This is a genomic window from Arcobacter sp. (assembly GCF_050300555.1).
GTDB lineage: Bacteria > Campylobacterota > Campylobacteria > Campylobacterales > Arcobacteraceae > Arcobacter.
Genome location: NZ_JBNKXY010000009.1, coordinates 62,599 through 84,692, shown reverse-complemented (window position 1 = coordinate 84,692; position 22,094 = coordinate 62,599). Strand labels below are relative to the sequence as shown.

At 29.8% G+C, this 22,094-nt stretch carries 25 protein-coding genes and 5 tRNA genes; 24 read left to right on the top strand and 6 right to left on the bottom strand.

What is annotated here, in order from left to right:
* The first annotated feature begins 4 nt into the window (after window positions 1-4).
* The 3 genes from ACQY5W_RS08380 (at window position 5) to ACQY5W_RS08370 (ending at window position 3,003) form a co-directional block, all read left to right on the top strand.
* The gene (locus tag ACQY5W_RS08380; RefSeq protein ID WP_428024505.1) at window positions 5-229 is read left to right on the top strand and encodes a hypothetical protein; all 225 of its coding nucleotides are present in this window, start codon (window positions 5-7) and stop codon (window positions 227-229) included.
* 113 nt (window positions 230-342) lie between these two features.
* Complete coding sequence (locus tag ACQY5W_RS08375) at window positions 343-1,800, top strand: NAD(P)/FAD-dependent oxidoreductase (protein WP_428024504.1); 1,458 nt, start codon at window positions 343-345, stop codon at window positions 1,798-1,800.
* An 18-nt stretch (window positions 1,801-1,818) separates the two neighbouring features.
* The gene (locus tag ACQY5W_RS08370; RefSeq protein WP_428024503.1) at window positions 1,819-3,003 is read left to right on the top strand and encodes a rhodanese-like domain-containing protein; all 1,185 of its coding nucleotides are present in this window, start codon (window positions 1,819-1,821) and stop codon (window positions 3,001-3,003) included.
* A 61-nt stretch (window positions 3,004-3,064) separates the two neighbouring features.
* Here the strand turns inward: ACQY5W_RS08370 and rplT are convergent, their stop codons facing one another.
* The 4 genes from rplT to thrS form a co-directional block, all read right to left on the bottom strand.
* Entirely contained in the window at window positions 3,065-3,424 is a 360-nt protein-coding gene (rplT, locus tag ACQY5W_RS08365) for a 50S ribosomal protein L20 (RefSeq protein WP_428024502.1), read from the bottom strand.
* Between the two features lie 102 nt (window positions 3,425-3,526).
* Window positions 3,527-3,724 carry a 50S ribosomal protein L35 gene (rpmI, locus tag ACQY5W_RS08360; protein ID WP_428024501.1) on the bottom strand — a complete coding sequence of 66 codons (198 nt, stop codon included), beginning with the start codon at window positions 3,722-3,724 and terminating at the stop codon, window positions 3,527-3,529.
* A gap of 143 nt (window positions 3,725-3,867) precedes the next feature.
* On the bottom strand, window positions 3,868-4,362 hold the full coding sequence (gene infC, locus ACQY5W_RS08355) for a translation initiation factor IF-3 (RefSeq protein WP_428024551.1): 495 nt from the start codon (window positions 4,360-4,362) through the stop codon (window positions 3,868-3,870).
* A gap of 29 nt (window positions 4,363-4,391) precedes the next feature.
* Window positions 4,392-6,179 carry a threonine--tRNA ligase gene (gene thrS, locus ACQY5W_RS08350; RefSeq protein WP_428024550.1) on the bottom strand — a complete coding sequence of 596 codons (1,788 nt, stop codon included), beginning with the start codon at window positions 6,177-6,179 and terminating at the stop codon, window positions 4,392-4,394.
* Between the two features lie 129 nt (window positions 6,180-6,308).
* On the opposite strand from thrS, the gene ACQY5W_RS08345 reads away from it, so the two are divergent.
* Window positions 6,309-6,824 (top strand): hypothetical protein, encoded by a 516-nt coding sequence (locus ACQY5W_RS08345; RefSeq protein WP_428024500.1) that lies wholly within the window; start codon window positions 6,309-6,311, stop codon window positions 6,822-6,824.
* Window positions 6,825-6,847: 23 nt separating this feature from the next.
* Here ACQY5W_RS08345 and ACQY5W_RS08340 read toward each other — a convergent pair whose 3' ends face one another.
* Window positions 6,848-8,362, bottom strand: a complete 1,515-nt coding sequence (locus ACQY5W_RS08340) for a DUF3373 family protein (protein WP_428024499.1) — start codon at window positions 8,360-8,362, stop codon at window positions 6,848-6,850.
* 162 nt (window positions 8,363-8,524) lie between these two features.
* Complete coding sequence (locus ACQY5W_RS08335; RefSeq protein WP_428024498.1) at window positions 8,525-8,848, bottom strand: cytochrome C; 324 nt, start codon at window positions 8,846-8,848, stop codon at window positions 8,525-8,527.
* Between the two features lie 123 nt (window positions 8,849-8,971).
* On the opposite strand from ACQY5W_RS08335, the gene ACQY5W_RS08330 reads away from it, so the two are divergent.
* The 20 genes from ACQY5W_RS08330 (at window position 8,972) to proX (ending at window position 21,972) form a co-directional block, all read left to right on the top strand.
* On the top strand, window positions 8,972-10,300 hold the full coding sequence (locus ACQY5W_RS08330; RefSeq protein WP_428024497.1) for an NFACT RNA binding domain-containing protein: 1,329 nt from the start codon (window positions 8,972-8,974) through the stop codon (window positions 10,298-10,300).
* Between the two features lie 9 nt (window positions 10,301-10,309).
* Window positions 10,310-10,894 (top strand): complement resistance protein TraT, encoded by a 585-nt coding sequence (gene traT, locus ACQY5W_RS08325; protein WP_428024496.1) that lies wholly within the window; start codon window positions 10,310-10,312, stop codon window positions 10,892-10,894.
* Window positions 10,895-10,956: 62 nt separating this feature from the next.
* A complete protein-coding gene (locus ACQY5W_RS08320) occupies window positions 10,957-11,715 on the top strand; it encodes a phosphatidate cytidylyltransferase (protein WP_428024495.1) in 759 nt (252 codons plus the stop codon).
* Window positions 11,712-12,779: a 1-deoxy-D-xylulose-5-phosphate reductoisomerase gene (gene dxr, locus ACQY5W_RS08315; RefSeq protein ID WP_428024494.1), complete on the top strand. Its 1,068-nt coding sequence runs from the start codon at window positions 11,712-11,714 to the stop codon at window positions 12,777-12,779. Before ACQY5W_RS08320 ends, dxr begins: the two co-directional genes overlap by 4 nt.
* Entirely contained in the window at window positions 12,769-13,047 is a 279-nt protein-coding gene (locus ACQY5W_RS08310; RefSeq protein ID WP_428024493.1) for a hypothetical protein, read from the top strand. The genes dxr and ACQY5W_RS08310 overlap by 11 nt, the downstream gene beginning before the upstream one ends.
* A complete protein-coding gene (locus ACQY5W_RS08305; protein WP_428024492.1) occupies window positions 13,044-13,475 on the top strand; it encodes a DUF1566 domain-containing protein in 432 nt (143 codons plus the stop codon). The genes ACQY5W_RS08310 and ACQY5W_RS08305 overlap by 4 nt, the downstream gene beginning before the upstream one ends.
* 2 nt (window positions 13,476-13,477) lie before the next feature.
* Window positions 13,478-14,032, top strand: a complete 555-nt coding sequence (locus ACQY5W_RS08300; RefSeq protein WP_428024491.1) for an RBBP9/YdeN family alpha/beta hydrolase — start codon at window positions 13,478-13,480, stop codon at window positions 14,030-14,032.
* Complete coding sequence (gene tsaD, locus ACQY5W_RS08295) at window positions 14,029-15,018, top strand: tRNA (adenosine(37)-N6)-threonylcarbamoyltransferase complex transferase subunit TsaD (RefSeq protein WP_428024490.1); 990 nt, start codon at window positions 14,029-14,031, stop codon at window positions 15,016-15,018. The genes ACQY5W_RS08300 and tsaD overlap by 4 nt, the downstream gene beginning before the upstream one ends.
* Window positions 15,019-15,345: a translation initiation factor SUI1 gene (locus ACQY5W_RS08290; RefSeq protein WP_428024489.1), complete on the top strand. Its 327-nt coding sequence runs from the start codon at window positions 15,019-15,021 to the stop codon at window positions 15,343-15,345.
* A 10-nt stretch (window positions 15,346-15,355) separates the two neighbouring features.
* Window positions 15,356-16,741, top strand: a complete 1,386-nt coding sequence (locus ACQY5W_RS08285) for an NAD(P)H-hydrate dehydratase (RefSeq protein ID WP_428024488.1) — start codon at window positions 15,356-15,358, stop codon at window positions 16,739-16,741.
* Window positions 16,738-17,049, top strand: coding sequence for a divalent-cation tolerance protein CutA (gene cutA, locus ACQY5W_RS08280; protein WP_428024487.1), 312 nt, complete (start codon window positions 16,738-16,740; stop codon window positions 17,047-17,049). Before ACQY5W_RS08285 ends, cutA begins: the two co-directional genes overlap by 4 nt.
* Window positions 17,046-17,825: a thiazole synthase gene (locus ACQY5W_RS08275; protein WP_428024486.1), complete on the top strand. Its 780-nt coding sequence runs from the start codon at window positions 17,046-17,048 to the stop codon at window positions 17,823-17,825. Before cutA ends, ACQY5W_RS08275 begins: the two co-directional genes overlap by 4 nt.
* Before the next feature lie 120 nt (window positions 17,826-17,945).
* Window positions 17,946-18,023 (top strand) — tRNA-Pro (locus ACQY5W_RS08270).
* A 10-nt stretch (window positions 18,024-18,033) separates the two neighbouring features.
* Window positions 18,034-18,110, top strand: a tRNA-His gene (locus tag ACQY5W_RS08265).
* Window positions 18,111-18,125: 15 nt separating this feature from the next.
* Window positions 18,126-18,202 (top strand) — tRNA-Arg (locus ACQY5W_RS08260).
* A gap of 30 nt (window positions 18,203-18,232) precedes the next feature.
* A tRNA-Leu gene (locus ACQY5W_RS08255) sits at window positions 18,233-18,317 on the top strand.
* A 102-nt stretch (window positions 18,318-18,419) separates the two neighbouring features.
* Window positions 18,420-18,496 (top strand) — tRNA-Met (locus tag ACQY5W_RS08250).
* Between the two features lie 368 nt (window positions 18,497-18,864).
* Complete coding sequence (gene proV, locus ACQY5W_RS08245) at window positions 18,865-19,989, top strand: glycine betaine/L-proline ABC transporter ATP-binding protein ProV (RefSeq protein ID WP_428024485.1); 1,125 nt, start codon at window positions 18,865-18,867, stop codon at window positions 19,987-19,989.
* Window positions 19,982-21,007: a glycine betaine/L-proline ABC transporter permease ProW gene (gene proW / locus ACQY5W_RS08240; RefSeq protein WP_428024484.1), complete on the top strand. Its 1,026-nt coding sequence runs from the start codon at window positions 19,982-19,984 to the stop codon at window positions 21,005-21,007. Before proV ends, proW begins: the two co-directional genes overlap by 8 nt.
* Window positions 21,004-21,972 (top strand): glycine betaine/L-proline ABC transporter substrate-binding protein ProX, encoded by a 969-nt coding sequence (gene proX, locus ACQY5W_RS08235; protein WP_428024483.1) that lies wholly within the window; start codon window positions 21,004-21,006, stop codon window positions 21,970-21,972. Before proW ends, proX begins: the two co-directional genes overlap by 4 nt.
* The last annotated feature ends 122 nt before the right edge of the window (window positions 21,973-22,094 follow it).

The window sequence follows — 22,094 nt, the reverse complement described above, 5'->3', positions numbered from 1 at the left end:
AAAAATGAAAAAAGAATTAACAATTTTTTTATTTATATTTATAGTTTTTTCGCTATTCTCACATTTTAATGAATTTGTAACCAATCCAATTGAACATATCTCAAATTTGCCAAAAAGCAGTGTTTATGGACTTGGATATTTACATCCTTTTGTTATTACCTTTATCATTTATATACTACTATGGATACCAAGAATTACAATAATGTTTTTAAAAAATAAATCACAATAATTTATATATTTACTTATTAATATACTCCTAAAATTTGAAAATTTGTTTCTTGATTATTATATATAATTGTTATATACTTAAGAAGAGAGATAGACTTTTAAAAGGAGACTCTTATGTATGACAATCAATTAACTGTATTAGAAGATGAATTAAAAAGAAGTGGACTTTCAAGAAGGGAAGCTTTAAAACTTTTAGGTGTCGGGGGAGCACTTTTTTTAACAAATGATGAATTAAATGCAACAACTAAATTAGAAGCTAGCGATGTAAAGGCTAAAATTGTAATTGTAGGAGGAGGTTTGGCAGGAATTTCTACAGCTGCAAGATTGACTGGTAGATTATCAAATCCTGATATTACAATAATAGAACCAAATCCAAAATCTGTAACTTATCAACCTGGAAATACTTTTATTGGTGCAGGTATTTACACAAAAGAAGATGTTTTATATGAAACAAAAGATTTCCTACCAAAGGGTGTAAACTTTATTGCTCAAAAAGCTGTTGAGTTTGATCCTACAAACAATAATTTAACCCTTTCAAATGGCGAAAAAATCTCTTATGATTATTTAATTGTAACAGCTGGTGTTGTTTTAGATTTTGCAAAGATAAAAGGCTTGGAAGAGATAGGGGATATATATACTGCAAAAGATAGCGAGAAATTAAATAGCATATTTAGAAATAGTGGTGCTAGCTCAATTTATAATGTTGATGGTGCTGTTATTACATGGGAAAATATGCAAAAAACAATTGAAGAAGCAAAAAATGGTAAAAAACAAACTGCAATATTTTCCCATCCAAATACTGCAATAAAATGTGGTGGAGCTCCAAAGAAAATAATGTATTTAATGAATTCAAGATTAAATGAAGTGTCAAAACAAGCAAGAGAAAATGTTGACATGACATTTTATGCAAATAGTTCAAAGATGTTTTCAGTAAAAGAGTATGAAGAAGCAATTATAAAACAATATAAAGCTAGAAATATGAATTATAATCTTAATCATAATCTAATAGAGGTAAATTTAAAAGAAAAAACTGCTATTTTTGATAATTTTTGGGAAGAAAAAGGTGCATATGACCCAGATATAGAAGAATATACAATGATAAAAAAACATAAGTTTGTTGAAGTTGCTTATGATTTTTTACATATTGCACCACCTATGAAAGCTGCACCTGAAATAGGTGATTCTGAAATAGGTTCTGCTAAAGGTTGGGTACCTGTCAATAAAGAGACATTACAGCATGTAAAGTATCCTAATATCTTCTCTTTAGGTGATATTGCAGCTGTACCTCTTGGAAAAACTGGTGGAAGTGTTAGAAAACAATATAAAGTTGTAGTTGATAATTTAATATCACTTATGGAAGGCAAAGAATTAGAGGCAAAATATGGTGGTTATACTGTTTGCCCAATTATTACTGATATTGGGAAAGTTATGTTAGCAGAGTTTGATTATACGATGAAGCCAACACCATCTTTTCCTTTAGATCCAACACAAGAGAGATATATATGGTGGCTTTTAAAATATTATATTTTAAAACCAATGACACAGTACGGAATGTTATCTGGAAAAGCATAATTATTAAAAGGATGTAAAATGAATAAAAAATTATTAATTTCAATTTTTGTAGTTAGTTCTTTATTTTTAGGAACAAGTTTATTCTCTGAAGATAATTTAACAAAACCAACACAAAAAGTGCAAGAACTAATAGAAAAAAATAAATTGGAAATCGTTGACTATAAATATGTGAAAAAAGCAATTGCAAAGGGTACAAAAGATAGTGCAAGTGCAGTTTTAGTTGATGCTAGACCAGATGGAAAATATAAAAAAGGTACTATTCCTTCAAGTATAAATATTCCTGATACAGATTATGATAAATATAAAATACAACTAAATGATACTGCAAAAAATAAAGAGATAATAGTATTTTGTGGCGGATGGGCATGTGGGAAAAGTCCAAAAGTTGCAGGAATGCTAAAAAAAGATGGTTTTACAAATGTTAAATTGTACCAAGCAGGTGAACCTGAGTGGATAAAAAAATCATATAAAGAAGTAGATTTAATAGTTGCAAAAGCGATACAAGAGAATAATTCAGGATTACTTGTTGATGCTAGACCATACAAAATGTATTTAAAAGAGACTATCCCTGGAGCAATTTCAATTCCAGATACAAATATTGATAAACTCCTTGGACGATTTCCTTTTAATAAAAAAGAGAAAATTGTAGTATTTTGTGGTGGCTTTAAATGTGCGAAATCACACAAAGTTGCTAATAAACTTGTAGCTAAAGGTTATAAAAATGTTTCTGTTTTTGCAGGTGGTATGCCTGTATGGATAGAAGCAGGATTAGGTACAACTAAATCAATTGCAAAAAAAGAAGAGACAAAGATAAGTAAAAAAGAGTTTAGTGCAAATGGTGTCAAAATAGGCTCTGATGAAGGTTCTGTTGATGGTGAGTGGTTTTATAAACTATATAAAGATGGTAAAGTACCAGCAAATATTCAAATTGTAGATGTAACAGCACCAGAAGAGTTTGCAAAAGGTCATTTAGTAGGAGCTATTAATATTGAAGCTGAAAAATTAAGTGCAAAAGATTTATATGAAAAATTACCAAAAGATAAATCAATAGTATTTAATTGTACAGCTGGTGGAAGATCACTTGATGCTTGGAATAGATTAAAACAAGCAAAATACGATGTTTCTGAAGTTTTTTATTTTGATGCAAATATTGATTGCAAAGGTAGTGATTGTAAAGTAAAAGTAAATGAACCTATAGAGTAAAATTACATAAAAAAAGGGTTTGAAATTAATCAAACCCCTTTTTTATTTTGCAAATTTAAAATTATTTTGCTAATGCTGCTTTAGCTGCTGTAACAAGTGAAGTAAATGCTGCTGCATCGTTCATTGCCATATCTGCTAATATTTTTCTATCTAATTCAATTCCAGCTAATTTAATACCGTTCATGAATCTTGAATAGTTGATATCATTTAATCTACAAGCTGCATTAATTCTGATAATCCATAGCTTTCTAATATCTCTTTTTTTCTGTCTTCTATCTCTGTATGCGTATACTAAAGATCTTTCTAATTGCTCTTTTGCTTTTCTAAAATGTTTTCTTCTACCACCAAAAAATCCTCTAGCGGCTTTTAAAACTTTTTTATGTCTTCTTCTTCTTACTATACCAGTTTTAACTCTAGGCATTTTATTCCTTTCTTAACCATATATTTTTCTTTAAATATTGGTGTCGGCTATTGCCGAACTTGTCCACATATTGTGGAGGGACATGTAATTAAATTTCTTTAATTACGCTTTACACAACATTCTTTTAACTCTTGTAGCATCAGTGCTATCAATAGTTTGAGGTCCTCTTAATGCCACTTTTCTTTTTCTTGACATTTTTGTTAAGATGTGACTTCTAAATGCTGAACCACATTTGATTGAACCATTCTTTTTCACTTTAAATCTCTTTAAAGCTCCACTTACTGATTTCATTTTAGGCATGGATTTCTCCTTTCTTAAATTTGCATTCTTCTTCGATATTAGAAAAAGTTTGTGATTATATTTAAAAAAAGCTTTGAATAAGTTTAAGTTAATTTGAAGTTTTTAGTAGAAAGAGGAGTTTTCCCTTTCTACTGAAGTGAAATTTAGTCTTTTTTAGGAAGAACCATCATATTTACGAATCTTCCTTCAAGTTTTGGTTCAGCATCTCTATCCCCATACTCTTCTAGCATAGGCCATACTTTTTCAAGAACTTCGATTCCAGCTTCTGGATGAGCCATTTCTCTTCCTTTTAAGAAAACTCTACATTTTACATGGTAGCCTTTTTCTAGAAATTCAATGGCATGTTTAACTTTATAGTTAATATCATTTTCAGCAATTTTAACAGAAAATTTAACTTCTTTTAAAACAATCACTTTTTGATTTTTTTTAGCTTCTTTTTTCTTTTTTTCTTGTTGATATTTGAATTTACTATAATCCATGATTTTTGCAACTGGTGGTTTACCATCTGGTGCAATTAAAACTAAATCAAGACCTTCATCATCAGCCATTTTTAGTGCATCTGCCGTTGAGATGATACCATAATTAGTACCATCATCACCCATACATCTAACTTCTCTAGCTGTGATGTCTTCATTCATTATTACATCGTCTTTTTTGTTGTTACGACTCAAATTTCACTTCCTTTATTAATTTCATTTAACATTTTGATAAATTCATCTTTACTCATATTCGACTGTTCTCTTTTTCTTCTATCTCTTAGTGCCACAGTTTTATTTGCTACTTCTTCATCTCCAATTACTACAATCATTGGAACTCTTTGTTTTTCTGCCATTCTAATTCTTTTATTTAAACTTTCATTCATATTGAAAATTTTAGAATCCATACTATTTTGTAGAAGCTCTTTTTGTAACTCTTTTGCATAGTCATTATGAGTATCTGCAATTGGTACAAAAATAACTTGTGTTGGAGCAATAGCAAATGGAAATTCTCCTCCACAATGTTCTGTTAATATACCAATAAATCGTTCAAAAGAACCTAAAATAGCTCTGTGAATCATAACTGGCTGTTCTTTTTCACCTTTTTCATTGATGAACTCTGCATTAAATCTTGATGGTAAATTCATATCTACTTGAACAGTTCCACATTGCCATTTTCTTCCAATAGCATCTAGGATTTTAATATCAATTTTTGGACCATAAAATGCTCCTCCACCTTCATCAATACCATAAGAGATATTGTTTTCATCAAGTGCATCCATGATACCTTTAGTTGTTTTTTCCCAAAATATATCATCACCAATTGCTTTTTCTGGTTTTGTAGAAACTTCAATTTCATATTTAAAGTCAAATAATTTAAGTAAAGCATCAACGAACTCTAAAACTTCAAAGATTACTTGTTTTATTTGATCTTGTGTACAAAATATATGTGAATCATCTTGAGTAAACTCTCTTACTCTAAATAATCCATGCATTGCACCACTCATTTCATGTCTATGTACAACACCATACTCAAAAAGTTTTTTAGGTAAGTCTTTGTATGAAACTAAATTGTTTTTAAAAATTTGAATATGTCCAACACAGTTCATTGGTTTGATTCCATACTCTTGTTCATCAATTGTAGTAAAATACATATTCTCTTTGTAATTAGCATAGTGACCAGATATTTTCCACATTTCAGCTTTTAAAATTTCAGGTCCTCTAACTGGTTCATAACCTCTTACTCTATGTGCTTTGTATAAGATATGTTCTAATTTTGATCTAAGTCTTGCCCCATTTGGTAGCCACATTGGAAGTCCTGCTCCAACGTCATCACTAAATGTAAATAGTTCAAGTTCGTTCCCGAGTTTTCTATGATCTCTTTTTTTAGCTTCTTCAAGCATTCTTACATAATCATTTAATTCTTGTTTATCAAAAAATGCAATACCATAAATTCTAGTAATCATCTCATTTTTTTCATCACCACCAAGATAAGCACCTGCTACACGTGTTAGTTTAAAACTTCTTATCATTCTAGTATTTGGTAAATGTGGTCCTCTACATAAATCTTCAAAATCACCTTGTTTGTACATTGTTAATGTGTCATCAGTAATTCTTGACAGAACAGCTTGTTTAAGTTCATCACTTTTGAACTTCTCTAAAATCTCTTCTCTTGTAGCTTCATATCTTTCAATAGGTAATTTAGCATTTGCTAAATCTTTCATTTTCTTTTCTATTGCAGGTAAATCTTCATCTGAAATTTTTGATTCTACTTTAAAATCATAATAAAAACCTTCATTTACAACAGGTCCTACAAAAAATTTAGCATCTGGATATAACTCTTTGATTGCTTGTGCCATAAGATGCGCACATGAGTGTCTTAAAATCTCTAAAGATTCCTTAGAGTTATCGGCTTTTATCACCTCTCCTTGAATATTTAAAGCTTCCGAAGTTTGAAGGTCATAAATCTGACCATCCATTAATACACCAATTGGTTCCAATAATTTCCTTTTCTTGAGTTTTTTATAAAAATTTGTACATTTTAACTTAATTACACTTAAAAAACTTTAGAGTTGTACTTATTTAGAAATGTTTAGATAAAATTAGTTATGATTATTAACTTATCTAAAATAAAGACTGAAGCCTTATTACTTTTATGTAGAGATATAATTACATCATATGAAAATAGTGAGAATGAAAATTTTTTTATTAATGAAGATATAAAAAATTATATCAATGATGTTTCTAAAAATATATTAAAAGAGTTAAATAAAGTAACTAAAGATAATGATTTTTATCTTAAAAATAGAACTACATCTTACCGAATATCTGGTATTTTAAAAGCTTATAATTTTATTAGTTTTGAACTTTCAAAAGAGTTTACCGATGGAGCAGAATTTAATCCAGCGATGTTGTATATTTCACTTTTGGCAACTTGGTTTAAAGAACTTTCAAAAGAGTCCAAGTCCAAAGAATATATATATTTTTTAATTTATCCTTACTCAAATGTTTATGATAAATTACTTTTAAATTTAAAAGATGAAAAATTTAAAATATTGAATATAAAAATGATAGAAATAGCAGAAAGAGTGATTTTAAAGTATGATAAATATCTATTAAAATAAAAAGAGGTTTCCCTCTTTTTATTTTAAAATCTATATCTTATATTTGCTGTAATATTTTCAGCTTCAGTTACATATGGACTTACCAATCCTAAATCAGGGTTTCCATCATATCCAAAGAAACTGTTGCTTCCAGCATAATCATAATCAATTTTTGTATATCTTAATGACCAGCTAAGGGCGTTATTTATTTTAGAGTTTCTATAAATTTCCCATGCAGTACCTCTTGCAGCTATTTTTGAACCAACCATAGTATCTTCACCATATGTCATAGGTCTCCAATATTTACTACCTTTGTTCCACTCAATTCCAATTCTTGAGTCTTCTTTATCTAAAGGACATGGAGCATTGATTCCTAACCAAATAGAATTTCCAGTTTTAGATTCAGTAGAGCCTAACATTCCTAAAGAGTTTGGATGAGTTTTAGACATTGCAAAAGATACAAAAGCGTTTGTATTATCAAGATAATCTGAGATTTCATTTCCTATACCATCTACTTTAAACATAATTGTTGCAAGTTCTAAATCACCAGAATCTTTAAATGTATTATTTGAATTATTTCCATCAAATAAATCAGATTGTGTAAATCCAATCATATTCCAAGCTTTTGCATAGTTTGTGTGGATAGAGTATTGTCCATTATCGTATGGAACAAAAATGAATCCTGCCATATCTATATTTGGATTTTTTGTATCATCATTCGCATAATCAAGTCCATCAGCACTAAATCTTGCTTTTGCATTTGTTAAACCTCTTCCTGCACAAAATTTCCACCACATACCTTCAACACCAGTGATTTTATCTAAATCAAATCTAGCTGAAAGCCCATCAAATTCTACATTTACAGTATGAGAAAGTGCAGATTTTCTTTCTTGGTCTGCTCTAACATTTATACCTAAACCATCAGTTGATGGTCTTCTACCAACTGATATTGTCCAAGGAAGTTTTTCATTTCCCATAAAAGAGTCATTTTTATATAACCAATAGGCTTCTTTTACTTTTATAGTATTGTCATTTGCATTTTCATTTGTAACCCAATCAAAATTTGCATATCCTGGATTTGTATTTGCTTGTGAGTGGTTAGCAGAATCTCCATAAGCTTTGTTATATGATAGAGTACCTTTGAATATGGTATTATCATTTGGTGAATAACCCATACCAAGCCAGAGTCTATTTGTCATTAGGGCATCATTTTTTGCTTTAGTTCCATTTGATAATTTATAACTTATATTATCCATTTGTGTTCTAAAATCAATATCCCATTTGATATTGTCATTTGCATCATGGGTTTTTACTTCATTTATTTTTTTATAGTTTGTAGCAACTTTCTTTTCGATTTTTTCAATTCGTTTTTCTGTTACTTCTGAAAGTTTTAGTTCAGATGGTTTTTCATTTGCTTGATTTACTTTTTGTTCTAGTAACGCAATTTGTGCTTTTAAAGCTTCAATTTGTGCTTGCAAGTCATCATGATTTAGTTTAGCACCAAAACTTGATGTACATAAAGCTGCAACTAAAGATAAAGCTATACTACTCTTTTTCATTAACTCCTCCTTATAATTATTGTCTTTACAATTACTTTAAGTTTACTCTTATAAGGGTTAATTGATACTTAATATAATATTATTTTTTCTTATGTGTAAAAGTAGTTAAACTAATATTTTATGGGAGTAGTAAAGAGAATATTTATTCTCTTTACTTAAAAATTAACAAGATGGAACATTTCCTGAATCACTTGCGTACTCATGAGAGAAATCATAAAGATGCTCAATCCATGAATCTTTTATATCATCAAGATTTGCATTTGGGCAAATTTTCCCAATCTCTTCTTTAAATTTTCCAGCTTCATTGATTTTTGACCACTCATCTTGAGTATGTTTTGCAGCAAATTTTGCACCATTGAATCCACAAGGACTTTTTAACTTTTTAATAAAAAGTTTTTGCCCTTTTACAGGGTTTGCAGATACGCTTGTAGAAGCAACTCCAAGCACTAAAGCAGAAGCTAAAGCAATTTTTAGTAATTTATTCATTATATGTCTCCTTAGATTTGCTATAATTATAGCTTACAATATTAAAAAGTTTATTAAAATTGAGTGAATAAATTAGTCTAAATCTAAAAAATAGATATAAAAAAAACTTATAATTGGAAGAAAATGAAGTATTACGCTTTGAAAAATATCATAAACTATCTAAATGAAAATTGCAATACAATAAGAAATGTAAAAAGAGTAGAGAATAATACTATTTTTATGGAGTTTAACGATAGAAATACTATCTACTTTGATATGTCAAAAAGCAATAGTTTAATCTACAAAAAAGATGAAAAAACTTCTACAAAAAAAGATTTTATAGCACCCTTTGATACTATATTACAAAAAAGATTTAATAATTCAAAAATTAAAAATATTACAATGCACAATGATGATAAAATTATAAGATTTTATGTTAATTCCAAATCATCATACAAAGAATTAACTACAATTTTACAGCTTGAATTTACGGGGAAACATACAAATATTATTATTTTAGATGAAAATGAAATAATTTTAGAAGCTTTACGGCATATCGACGAGTTTAGTTCCTCAAGAGTTGTAAAAGTTGGTGAAAAATTAGAAGAGATTCCAAAGCAAACTTTTATTCCAAAGATGGAAGAAATAGAAGACACTGAAGAGTTTTTATATAATAATTACTCGCAAAAAGAACAAAGTCTATTGGTAAGTTTAAAAAAACAAAAAGTTTCTTTGATTGAAAAAAATTGTAATAAGTTATCAAAAATACTTAAAAGCTTACCTAAAAAAGAAGAGTTAGAAGAGGAATCTTTACTTCTTTACGAAAAAGCAAATTTGATATTAGCTAACTTACATAAGATAAAACCTTATCAAAAGATTGTTCATTTGGATGATTATAATGGAAATATTGTAGAAATTGATTTGAGTGAATGTAGTAATCCTTCAACCTTTGCAAATGAACTTTTTAAAAAAGCAAAAAAATTTAAACAAAAAAGTCTGTATATTTCCATAGAAAAAGAGAATTTAGAGAAAAAAATCGAGTTTTTAAATAGAATGATTACAAATGTAAATTTATGTAAATCTATTGATGAAGTTGAATTTTTACTTCCCAAAAAACAAAAAAATCAAACAAAAACAAAAAAACAAGAGCCTTATGAGAGTTTTTTCTTTGAAGGATATAGGATACTTTTAGGAACAGATGAAAGATCAAATATTTATCTTCTTCAAAATTCAAAAGCTAGTGATTTTTGGTTTCATATGCAAAGTACAAACTCAGCCCATGTGATTGTACAAAATACTAAAAAGACATTGCCTATTGATGTGATATATAAAGCAGCTGAACTATGTGTAAAATTTTCAACGGATTTTGGTGGAAAATATTTAGTTGATTTTACCCAAAGAAGAAATGTAAAAGTTCAAAATGGTGCGAATGTTTTATACAATCCATATGATACGATTGATGTGCACATTTAAGGGCTAATTATGAGAATATTCTTTCTGTTTTTAATTATTATCTTTTTTTCTTCATGTAGTTCAAAAAATATTTTAAAAATAGAAACAACAAATCAAATAGAAATAAATAAAAGTAGTGATAAAACTATTTCTATAATGTATAGTAACAATACAGATAAAAAAGTCGAACTTTATGAAAAACTAAAAAAAGAATTAACAGACCATGGATATAAAGTGGTTCCAAATGATTATGATAGAAAATATACAATAGATATAAGTACAATATTTGCCAATGAAATAGGGAAAAAAAGTACAGCACAAGAAATTTTAAGTAATACAAATTTGAATATTACAATAGGTCAAGTCTTTGGAAATGTTGGGGTTAGTGGTACCATTGGTTCAAAGATAGGCTCAATTTTAGGAGATAGCTTAGATACAAAATCTTATCAAATAATTTTGGACGTAACAATTAGTGAACATCAAAATAATATGATAATAAATGAAAATATAACGCAAGTTATTGCAGAAAGAACAATTGATGAAGAGTCTATTGAAAATATAATCAATATGTTAGAAAATAAGATAGTTGAAAAATTAGTCAATTTATTCCCTTAAAGCTTCATTTACAAAATAGAAAGAAAACTTAAGATAAAATAACAAAAAATCAAAGGCTTTCAATGTATGAGTTAATCTCCTCAAGTTCAACAAGAATAAAAACAGCACTTGTTCTATTTGCAGTGTTTATTGTAGTAAGTTATATAGATACGCTGTTTGTAACTTGGCTTTTTCTTGGTGCATTTATGATTGTTGGTATAGATGAAGCTATGAATCTATTTAAAATAAAAGATGCAAGTGTTTTTCAATATGCGGCTATTACTTGGATTGTTGCTTATTTTTATCCAAATCCTGAAATATTAGTTTTAGTAGCTCTTGTAATTTTTGCTTCTAATTTAGCTTATAAAAGAGAAATTGACAAAAAAATATTTTTACCACTTTTATATCCATTAGTTTCTTTTTTAGCTCTTTTAACTTTATATAATGAGTATGGAATCGAAGTACTTTGGTGGATGTTGTTTGTTGTTGCATCGGCTGATGTAGGAGCCTATTATGTGGGGCGGGCATTTGGTAAGACTAAATTTTGTGTAACTAGCCCAAATAAAACTTTAGAAGGTGTTGCTGGAGGAATTGTTTTGGCTGCACTTTTAGGACCAATCTTTGCAGTTGATGGAATAACTTATTTAGGTACACTTGTTATTTCTGTAGTTGTTGCTGTGTCATCTATTTTTGGGGATTTGTTTGAAAGTTACTTAAAAAGAGAAGCTGACGTAAAAGATAGTGGAAATATCTTACCTGGTCATGGGGGAGTACTTGATAGAACAGATGGATTCTTATTCGCTTCAATAGTAATGTTAGTTTTATTAAGAGCAATAATTTGATAATCTTAGGAAGTACAGGTTCTATTGGAGTCAATACTCTAAATATTGCCAGAAAATTTAATCTAAATATTGATGTATTAGTTGCAGGACGAAGCATAGATTTGTTAAATGAACAAATTAAAGAGTTCAATCCCAAAAAAGTAGTAATTGCTTCAAAGGATGATATTCCAAAAGTAAATCATAAAAATGTCTCTTTTGGTGAAGAAGCAATTTTAAAAGCTATTGAAGAATCAGAAGCACAAACAGTAGTAAACTCATTAGTTGGTTTTTTGGGACTTAAACCAACTCTTAAGGCAATAGAGTGTGGTAAAAAAGTAGCCTTAGCCAATAAAGAATCCCTTGTTGTTGCTGGTGCTTTTATTGATCAAAAAAATCTTATGCCAATAGATAGTGAACACTTTGGACTTTGGTATTTACTTCAAGATAAAAAAATAGACTCTATGACAGTAACTGCAAGTGGTGGTTCATTTAGGGACTATCCTTTGGAGAAGTTAAAAAATGTATCTATAAAAGAGGCTTTAAATCATCCAAATTGGTCAATGGGAAATAAAATCACAATAGATAGTGCAACCATGACAAATAAGCTTTTTGAACTTTTAGAGGCTAAATGGTTATTTAATACAACAAAACTAGATGCAATAATAGAGACAAAATCACTTATTCATGCACTTATTAATTTTGCTGATGGAAGTACAACTGCACATATTGCAAATGCAAATATGCAACTTCCTATTTCGTATGCTGTTTTAGGTAGAGTTGATGAAAATATACTTAAACATATAGATTTAGTAGAAGTTGGAAGTTTAGAATTTAAAAAAATAGAAGAACAAAGATATCCAATCTGGGGTATAAAAGATGAAGTTTTAAAAAATCCAAATTTAGGTGTTGTTATAAATGCAGCCAATGAAGTTGCAGTTGCAAAGTTTTTGAATGAAAAAATAGGATTTTTAGATATTTCAAAGATGACCCTAGATGCAGTAAATCATTTTCATAACGTAAATCCAAGTTCCCTTGAAGAGATTTTTGCTTGGGATAAAGAAGTTAGGTCTTATTGTGACTCTTGATTTATTAATTCCATTTGGGATATTACTTATTTTAGTAATATACTTAATTTATACTAGAACAATGTTTGAAAAACAGACAATTAAAGAGTATGAAGAGAAATTTGAAAACTGGAAAGTTCATGCTAAACCTGAAGAGAAAAAAGAGTCAAAAAAAGAGTTAGTTGGACTTGTGTTTAAAAAAGATGGTAAAATAGATATAGAACTTTTTGATGAGTTTAGTAATGACAGAATTCAAAAAGGAAAATTCAACTCAAAGATAAGAGAATGAGATATTTTATATTAATTATATCGCTTTTTGCGATTTTAAATGCCGGCTCTTTTAAAAGAGATAGTCAACTAAATATCGTAACAGATACAAATACTCCTCTTGTTTGGATGGATAGTGAAGCAAATGTTACGCTTTATTTTACCCATCAAGAAGCAGAAAAATATTGTGAAGATTTACTTCATGGGACATATAGTGATTGGCGTTTGCCCGAGATTGAAGAGTTAGAAACAATAGTAGATAAAAATAACTTTCCAAAAAATATTGATAGAGCTTTTAAATATAGTTTAAATGAAGGTTACTGGGCTAGTACTGCTCACTGGAGAACATTTTGGTTTTATGCTGATTATATGCACTTTGTAAGTGGTACACCATATTTTGATAGCAGACATAAGAAAAAATTAGTTAGATGTGTAAGAACAGGAAAATAAAAGTGAATAAAAGAGTTTTAATATTACATGGTTTAGGAGGAAGTGATTTCCCCCATTGGCAAGCACAATTAGCAAGTGATTTGATAAAAGAGAATTATATTGTCTCTTTTCCAGCTTTTCCAAATAGGGATAATCCAGATTTAAATGAGTGGAAAGAATTTTTAAAAGAAGAGATAAAACACTTCAAACCAGAAATTGTAGTTTGTCACTCTTTGGCAAATGTACTTTGGTTTCATACTTGCGATGAACTTGATATTAAGCTTGATAAACTGATGTTAGTGGCACCTGTAAGTAGAAATAGAGTCGTAAAAGAAGCAAAAAGTTTTTACCCATATCCTATTGCAAAAGATTTAAAATCACGGGAAATAATTATGGCTGCATCAACAAATGACCCATACATGGAAATAGAAGAAGCAATAGACCTTCAATCAAAACTTAATATTGGTATGAAAATCATGGAAAATGCAGGACATATAAATGCAGCTTCTGGATTTGGGAAACTTGATTGTGCCTTGGATTGGATAAAAAGAGAAGAAGAGTGTAAGGAAAATCGTTGATCTTAAGTATAGAATCTAGTTGTGATGATAGCTCTATTGCTATTACTGAAATAGCTACGAATAGACTTATTTATCACAAAAAAATATCTCAAGAACTACAGCATAGTGTTTATGGTGGAGTTGTACCTGAACTTGCTGCAAGATTACATGTGGAAGCCTTACCTAAAATACTTGAAGAGTGTAAAGAGTATTTTTCTAGTTTAAAAGCAGTTGCAGTTACAAATGCTCCTGGACTTTCAGTTACACTTATGGAAGGTGTAACTATGGCTAAGGCTTTAGCTTTATCTTTAGATATTCCCCTAATTGCTGTAAATCATTTAAAAGGTCATATTTATTCTCTGTTTATTGAAAAAGATTCTAGCCTTCCTTTAACGGTTTTACTTGTTTCCGGTGGGCATACTCAAATTATAGAGGTGAACTCTTTAACTGATATGAAAATCTTAGCAAGTACTATGGATGATAGTTTTGGTGAGAGTTTTGATAAGGTTGCTAAGATGTTAAATCTTGGTTATCCAGGTGGTCCCGTTATTCAAGAGTTAGCTTTTAAAGGAGATAATCAAAAGTTTGATTTTCCAGTACCACTTAGACAAAGTCCAAAAATAGAGTTTTCGTATTCAGGGCTAAAAAATGCAGTTAGAGTTGAGATAGAAAAACAAGGAACTTTAAGTGATGAAATAAAAGCAGATATTTGTGCCTCTTTTCAAAAAACAGCAGTTGAGCATATTATGCAAAAGTTAAAAAAGCTTTTTAAGATAAAAGCCCCTAAAAACTTTGCAATAGTAGGAGGGGCTAGTGCTAATGTTTGTTTAAGAGGTGAAGTTGAAAAGCTTTGTGAAAAATATGGTACTGCTTTAAGTTTAAGTGAACTTAAATATTGTAGCGACAATGCAGCTATGATAGGAAGAGTAGCAGTAGAACAGTATAAAGTGAATGATTTTATATCTATAGATGAACTTGATGTTCAAACAAGAGTAAAGGTATTTTAAATGATATTCGAAATGGGTGCAAAACTTGATGGTGATAGTTTTGATACAAAAAAAGAAGATAAGAAAAAGAAACCATCAAATAAAATAGAACCAAAAAATTCACACCAATTGGTTTTTACCTATGAAAAAAGAAAAGGTAAGCCAGTTACTTTAGTGGGTAGATTTTATGTAACTGAAGATGAAAAAAAAGAGGTTTTAAAACTTCTAAAGAAAAAGCTTGCCTGTGGTGGAGCTATCAAAGAAGAGTGGATAGAATTACAAGGTGATGTTAAACAAAAAATAATAGAAATCTTATCAAAAGATGGATGGAAATTTAAAAACAAATAAAGAGTATGCCATGAAAAAAGTATTTGACGAAGTTGGAACTTTAGATAGAAGATGTTACGAAGAGTTTGCACTAAGTGAAGATATCCTTATGGAACATGCAGCTTCTTCCATGGCACAGTTTTGTGAAGAAAAATTTGAAGAAAATAGTACGATACTTATTGTTTGTGGTGTAGGCAATAATGGAGCAGATGGAATAGCATTGGCTCGACTTTTATATAAAAAGTTTGATATAAAGCTTTATATCCCTTTTGGAGTAAAATCCCAAATGGCAGAACTTCAATTAAAAAGAGTAAAACTTTTAGGAATAGAAGAGATAAACTTTGTATGTAGTTGTGATGTAGTTGTTGATTGTTTGTTTGGAAGTGGATTAAATAAAGATTTAGATGAGACTTCAATAGAAATTTTGAAAAAAATGAATTATTTGGAAGCTTATAAAATAGCTTGTGATATTCCAAGTGGAATAAACAGTTTAGGACAGATAAAAAGTATAGCCTTTAAAGCTGACATAACTATTACAATGGGAGCTTATAAAAAAGCTTTACTTAGTGATATAGTAAAAAACTATGTTGGTGATATTGTGGTTACTAATTTGGGGGTTCAAAGAGAGATTTATGAACTTAGTAGTAATACCTTTCTTTTAGAAAAATCTGATATGAAACTTCCCTATAGAAAAGATAAAACTTCCCATAAAGGAACTTTTGGCCATGTTGCTGTAATCATGGGAGAAAAATGTGGTGCAGGAAGAATAGCTTGTGATGCTGCTTTTAAATTTGGAGCAGGATTAGTAACTGCTGTTTGTCATAAAGAATTAAATTTACCATATCATATTATGCAAAGTCATTTTATTCCTGATAATTGTACTGCGATTGCTATTGGAATGGGATTAGGTAATTATGAAAATGAAGAGATTAGAAATATTTTAGCACTTAATATCCCAAAAGTGATAGATGCTGATTTGTTTTATGAAGAGATAATACTCGAAGCTTTGCATAAGGAAGTGGTATTGACTCCTCACCCTAAAGAGTTTTGTTCACTTTTAAAACTTTGCAATATCGCTGATATTAGCGTAAATACTTTACAAAATGATAGATTTAAGTATATAGAGATGTTTACAAGTAAATACCCAACTGTCACTTTACTTTTAAAAGGTGCCAATACAATTATTGTAAAAGCTGAAAGAAGATATATAAACAATCATGGTACCCCAAATTTAAGTAAAGGTGGAAGCGGGGATGTTTTATCTGGACTTATTGCTTCACTTTTAGCGCAAGGTTATAATTGTCTTGATGCAACTATAACTGCTTCATTAGCCCATAGTTTTGCTGCAAATAACTTTAGTAAAAATTCTTATTCATTAGCTCCCCAAGATATAATTGATGAGGTAACAAAATTATGAAACTTTGTATCGTACAAACTACATGTAAGGATATGGAAGAGGCTAAAAATATTGCAAAAACTTTACTTAATAAAAAACTTGCTGCATGTATCCAAATAAGTGATATTGAGTCTTTATATACATGGAATAATGAGCTGTGTGAAGATAAAGAAAAGTTACTTTCAATCAAAACTAAAAAGAAAAACTTTAAAAAAATCCAAAGGGAAATAAAAGAAAATCATAGCTATGATTTGCCCGAAATTATATCTATTGATATTGAAAATGTTAGTAAAGAATATAAAAATTTTATAGGAGAAAATACGAAATGAACGATATTTTAAAAATTGGTAATTATGAATTTAACAGTAGATTAATAGTAGGAAGTGGCAAATATAAAGATTTTCAAACTACAAAAGATGCAACACTTGCAAGTGGAAGTGAACTTATTACTGTGGCTATTAGAAGAGTAAATATTACAAATCCAAATGAAGAGAATTTATTAGATTATTTTAAAGATACAAATGTAAAACTTCTACCAAATAGTGCAGGGTGTTTTACAGCAGATGAGGCAATTACAACTTTTAGACTTATGAGAGAAGCTACTGGAATAGATTTGATTAAACTTGAAGTTATAGGTGATGCTCAAAAAACTCTATATCCAGATGTTATAGAGACAATTAAAGCTTGTGAAATTTTGAAAAAAGAGGGTTTTACAATTATGGCTTATACAAATGATGACCCAATTATTGCAAAAAGATTAGAAGAAGCTGGAGCTGATGCAATTATGCCTCTTGCTGCTCCTATTGGAAGTGGTTTAGGGATTCAAAACAGATACAACATAGCTTTTATAAAAGATGCAGTAAAAGTTCCTGTAATCGTTGATGCAGGCGTTGGTTGTGCAAGTGATGCAGCGATTGCTATGGAACTTGGAGCTGAAGCAGTATTGACAAATACAGCTATTGCAGGAGCAAATAATCCAATAGCAATGGCAGAGGCTATGAAGTATGCAGTTATTGCAGGAAGAATGGGATATAAAGCTGGAAGAATCCCTAAAAAACCTTATGCAACAGCTAGTTCTCCAATAGATGGATTGATTCAGTTTTAATACTTAAAACTAAAATTTAGCTAAAATTGGAAAATTTATTAATATTTTCCAATTTTACTCTTGACAAATATCAAAAAACTTAATATAATTCCGTCCACTTTTCGAAAGATTAGTATGTTTCGGGGCGTAGCGCAGTCTGGTTAGCGCACCTGGTTTGGGACCAGGGGGCCGGAGGTTCGAATCCTCTCGCCCCGACCATTTTTAGATGGTAGGTATAGCTCAGTTGGTTAGAGCATCGGGTTGTGGTTCCGAGGGTCGTGGGTTCGAGCCCCATTACTTACCCCATTTTTATTTTTGAGTGCTTCCTTAGCTCAGCTGGATAGAGCAACGCCCTTCTAAGGCGTAGGCCATACGTTCGAATCGTATAGGGAGTACCACTTTTTTGTCTTATTAAGACGCTTTTGTGCGCGGATGTGGTGAAATTGGTATACACGCCAGACTTAGGATCTGGTGCCGCAAGGTGTGAAGGTTCAAGTCCTTTCATCCGCACCATCTACTTTTTATATAAATTCATTATTTATAAGCTTTTATTTTCTTTAAATATCCCTTGGGACTTTAACTTTAATTTACTTGTTTTATATGATATTTACAAATCGCGGAATAGAGCAGCACGGTAGCTCGTCGGGCTCATAACCCGAAGGTCATAGGTTCAAATCCTGTTTCCGCAACCAATAATACAAAATTTAACCCAAGATAAAAAAAATTCAACAACTACAATTAATAATTTTACTAAATAATATAACTCTTAAAAGACTTTAAACTAGATAAAAACTTCAAAGATATAATCAAATTTATACAAATTTTAGAATTTGCTGTGTCTCCCATACTACAATATCTAGCAGATAATTTTATAGCATAATATCTCTCTTGTCTAATTTTGCCTTAACTTACTTTTTGTTAGTTTGTATGGTTGGCGGTGAAAATCCATCAAATATAAACTTAATAAAAGGAGTTAGTTATTAGTTTAGAAAAAAAGAAAAAACTCACGGTAAAAAATATATACAAGGTTTTTGGAGAGAAACCAAAAAAAGCCCTTGAGATGCTCAAAAATGGTTTTTCAAAAGAAGAGATATTTGAAAAAACAAATATGACTATTGGTGTTCAAAATGCAAATTTTGAAATCAATGAAGGTGAAATATTTGTAATCATGGGACTATCTGGTTCTGGAAAATCTACACTTGTACGAATACTTAATAGACTTATAGAGCCAACTTCTGGACAAATATTCATTGATGAAACTGATATAACAAATCTAAATGACAAAGAGTTGATTGATATTAGACGAAATAAAATATCAATGGTATTTCAATCTTTTGCACTAATGCCACATATGAACATTATTGATAATACATCATTTGGGCTAGAGTTAAGTGGAATTAGTAAAGAAGATAGGTACAAAAAAGCACAAGCTGCCTTGGATCAAGTTGGTTTATCCCATCATACTTTATCATATCCTGATGAACTAAGTGGAGGTATGCAACAAAGAGTTGGATTAGCAAGAGCCTTAGCCAATGATCCAGATATTATGTTGATGGATGAGGCTTTTTCTGCCCTTGACCCACTTATTAGAACTGAAATGCAAGATGAACTTTTGACTTTACAAAGTGAACATCAAAGAACTATTGTATTTATATCACATGACTTGGATGAGGCTATTAGAATCGGCGATAGAATTGCAATCATGCAAAATGGTGAAATTTCACAAATAGGAACACCAGAAGAAATTATTAATAATCCTGCAAATGATTATGTGAAATCATTTTTTAAAGGAGTTGATGTAACTTCTGTACTTAAAGCTTCTCATATAGCAAAAAAACACTACCCAACAATCATAAAAAAAGATGGTTTTGGAATTAATTCCGCAATCAAATATATTAATGATTATGATGAAGATTTTGCATATTATCTTACAAAAGACAATAAATACTTAGGAATATTGAGTATTGAGTCTTTGAAAGAACAGAAAAAAATAGATGGAAATCTTGATGATTCTTTATTTAAACAAGAAGTTGTCCATGAAGATGATTCCATAAGTGATATTATAAATATAATAGCTGAATCATCATTTCCAATTGCAGTTACAGCTGAAAATGGAAAATATAAGGGCTCAATTTCTAAAAGAACTCTGTTAAAAACAATCGATGAAGGAGCAATAAATGGCTAGTGATCCATGGGGAAATGCCTCAACAGCTCAAGAAGATAAAGTATCAAGTGTAGATTGGTCAAATGATATTCCACCTGTAGAAGATAACTCTTCTTTTGATATATTTAATCCCTTTGACCATAGTATTATTCCTTTTGATACTTGGGTAAACGATGGTATAAACTGGACAGTTGAAAATTTTAGGGAGTTTTTTCTATCTGCAAAAGCTCCTGTTGATATGATATTAAGGTTTATTGAATCATTTTTACTCTCCCTTTCTCCTTATATAGTAATTGCATTTTTTGTTTTGCTTGCACTTCAAGTATCAACTAAGAAAATGGCAATTGGAACGTTTCTTTCTCTTACTTTTATTGGATTAATTGGTGCTTGGGATGAGAGTATGACAACTTTATCTTTAGTTATTACATCAGTATTATTTTCTGTTTTAATTGGATTGCCACTTGGAATTTGGAGTGCAAAAAGTGATAGAGTAGAAAAAGTTTTAAGACCAATTTTAGATGGGATGCAAACAACACCAGCTTTTGTATATTTGATACCTATTGTAATGTTATTTGGAATAGGAAATGTTCCAGGAGTAATAGTTACTATTATTTTTGCTTTACCTCCACTTATTAGACTTACAAATTTAGGGATTAGACAAGTACCTGCTGATTTGATAGAGGCATCTAGATCATTTGGAGCAAGTTCATCTCAAATGCTTTTTAAAGTTCAATTGCCAGTTGCTATGCCAACTATAATGGCAGGAATAAATCAAACACTTATGCTTTCATTATCTATGGTAGTAATTGCATCAATGATTGCAGTTGGTGGATTAGGTCAGATGGTTTTAAGAGGTATTGGAAGATTAGATATTGGTCTTGCAGCTGTTGGAGGAATTGGAATAGTTATCTTAGCAGTTATTCTAGATAGGATAACCCAAGAGATGGGGAAAAAAAATAAAAAGATAAAAAACAAATGGTATGAACAAGGACCTGTTGGGTTTGTTTATAATTTACTAAAAAAGGAGAAACAAATATGAATAAAATATTAGTTAGTCTAATTACACTATTTTTGGCATCTAATTTATTTGGTGGAAAAGTTACTTTTCTAAAAACAAATGTTGCAGAAGAGGGCTTTCAGATGTATGTTGCTATGGAAGCAGTTAAAAAATTGGGTTATGATGTTGAAGTAACAAATGATGTTAGTTATGAAGTTGCTTTTCAAACAATAGCACAAAATGGAAAAAGTAAAGATGCTTATATTATGGCATCGGCTTGGGTTCCTCTTCATAATGCAAAAATTGAAGGTGCTGGAGGAAGTAAAAAAATAGCAGTTTTAGGTTCGTATATAGAAAACTGTGCACAAGGTTATCTAGTAGATAAAAAAACGGCAGAAAAATATAATATCAAATATATAAATGATTTAAAAGATCCTAAAATAGCCAAATTATTTGATTCAAATGGTGATGGAAAAGCTGATTTAGCAGGTTGTGATGCAGGTTGGGGATGTGAAAAAGTAATTGAGTATCAATTAGATGCTTTTAAACTTAGAGATACAATAACACACAATCAAGGTCAATATGCAGCTATTATTACAGATACAATTGCAAGATATAAAAGTGGGAAACCAATTTTGTATTATACATGGACTCCATATTGGGTTAGTGGAAAATTAGTTCCAGGAAAGGATACTGTATTTTTACAAGTAACACATTCTGCTCATCCTGTAACAAAATCAACAAAACTTTCAAATGGTGCAGATTATGGCTTTAATGTAAACTCTCAAAAGTTTGCAGTAAATGCTTCTTTAGTGAAAAACTATAAAGATATTGTAAAGTTACTTGATATTATTAAATTAAATGTTAATGATGTAAGTGGAGAAAATATGCTTATGTCAAAAGGTCAAAATAAAGAGGCTGATATTAAAAGACATGCTCAAATGTGGGTAAAAAATAATATGAATAAATTAAATAAATGGATTAATGAAGCAAAAAAAGCTAAATAAATTTTATGTAAATAAATTATCCCTATAAACATAACAATAGGGATAATTTAAATTCTTTTTACTTATATATTGATTTTAAAACATTATTAATAGTTTTAAAAGTATACTTACGGCCTATTTAC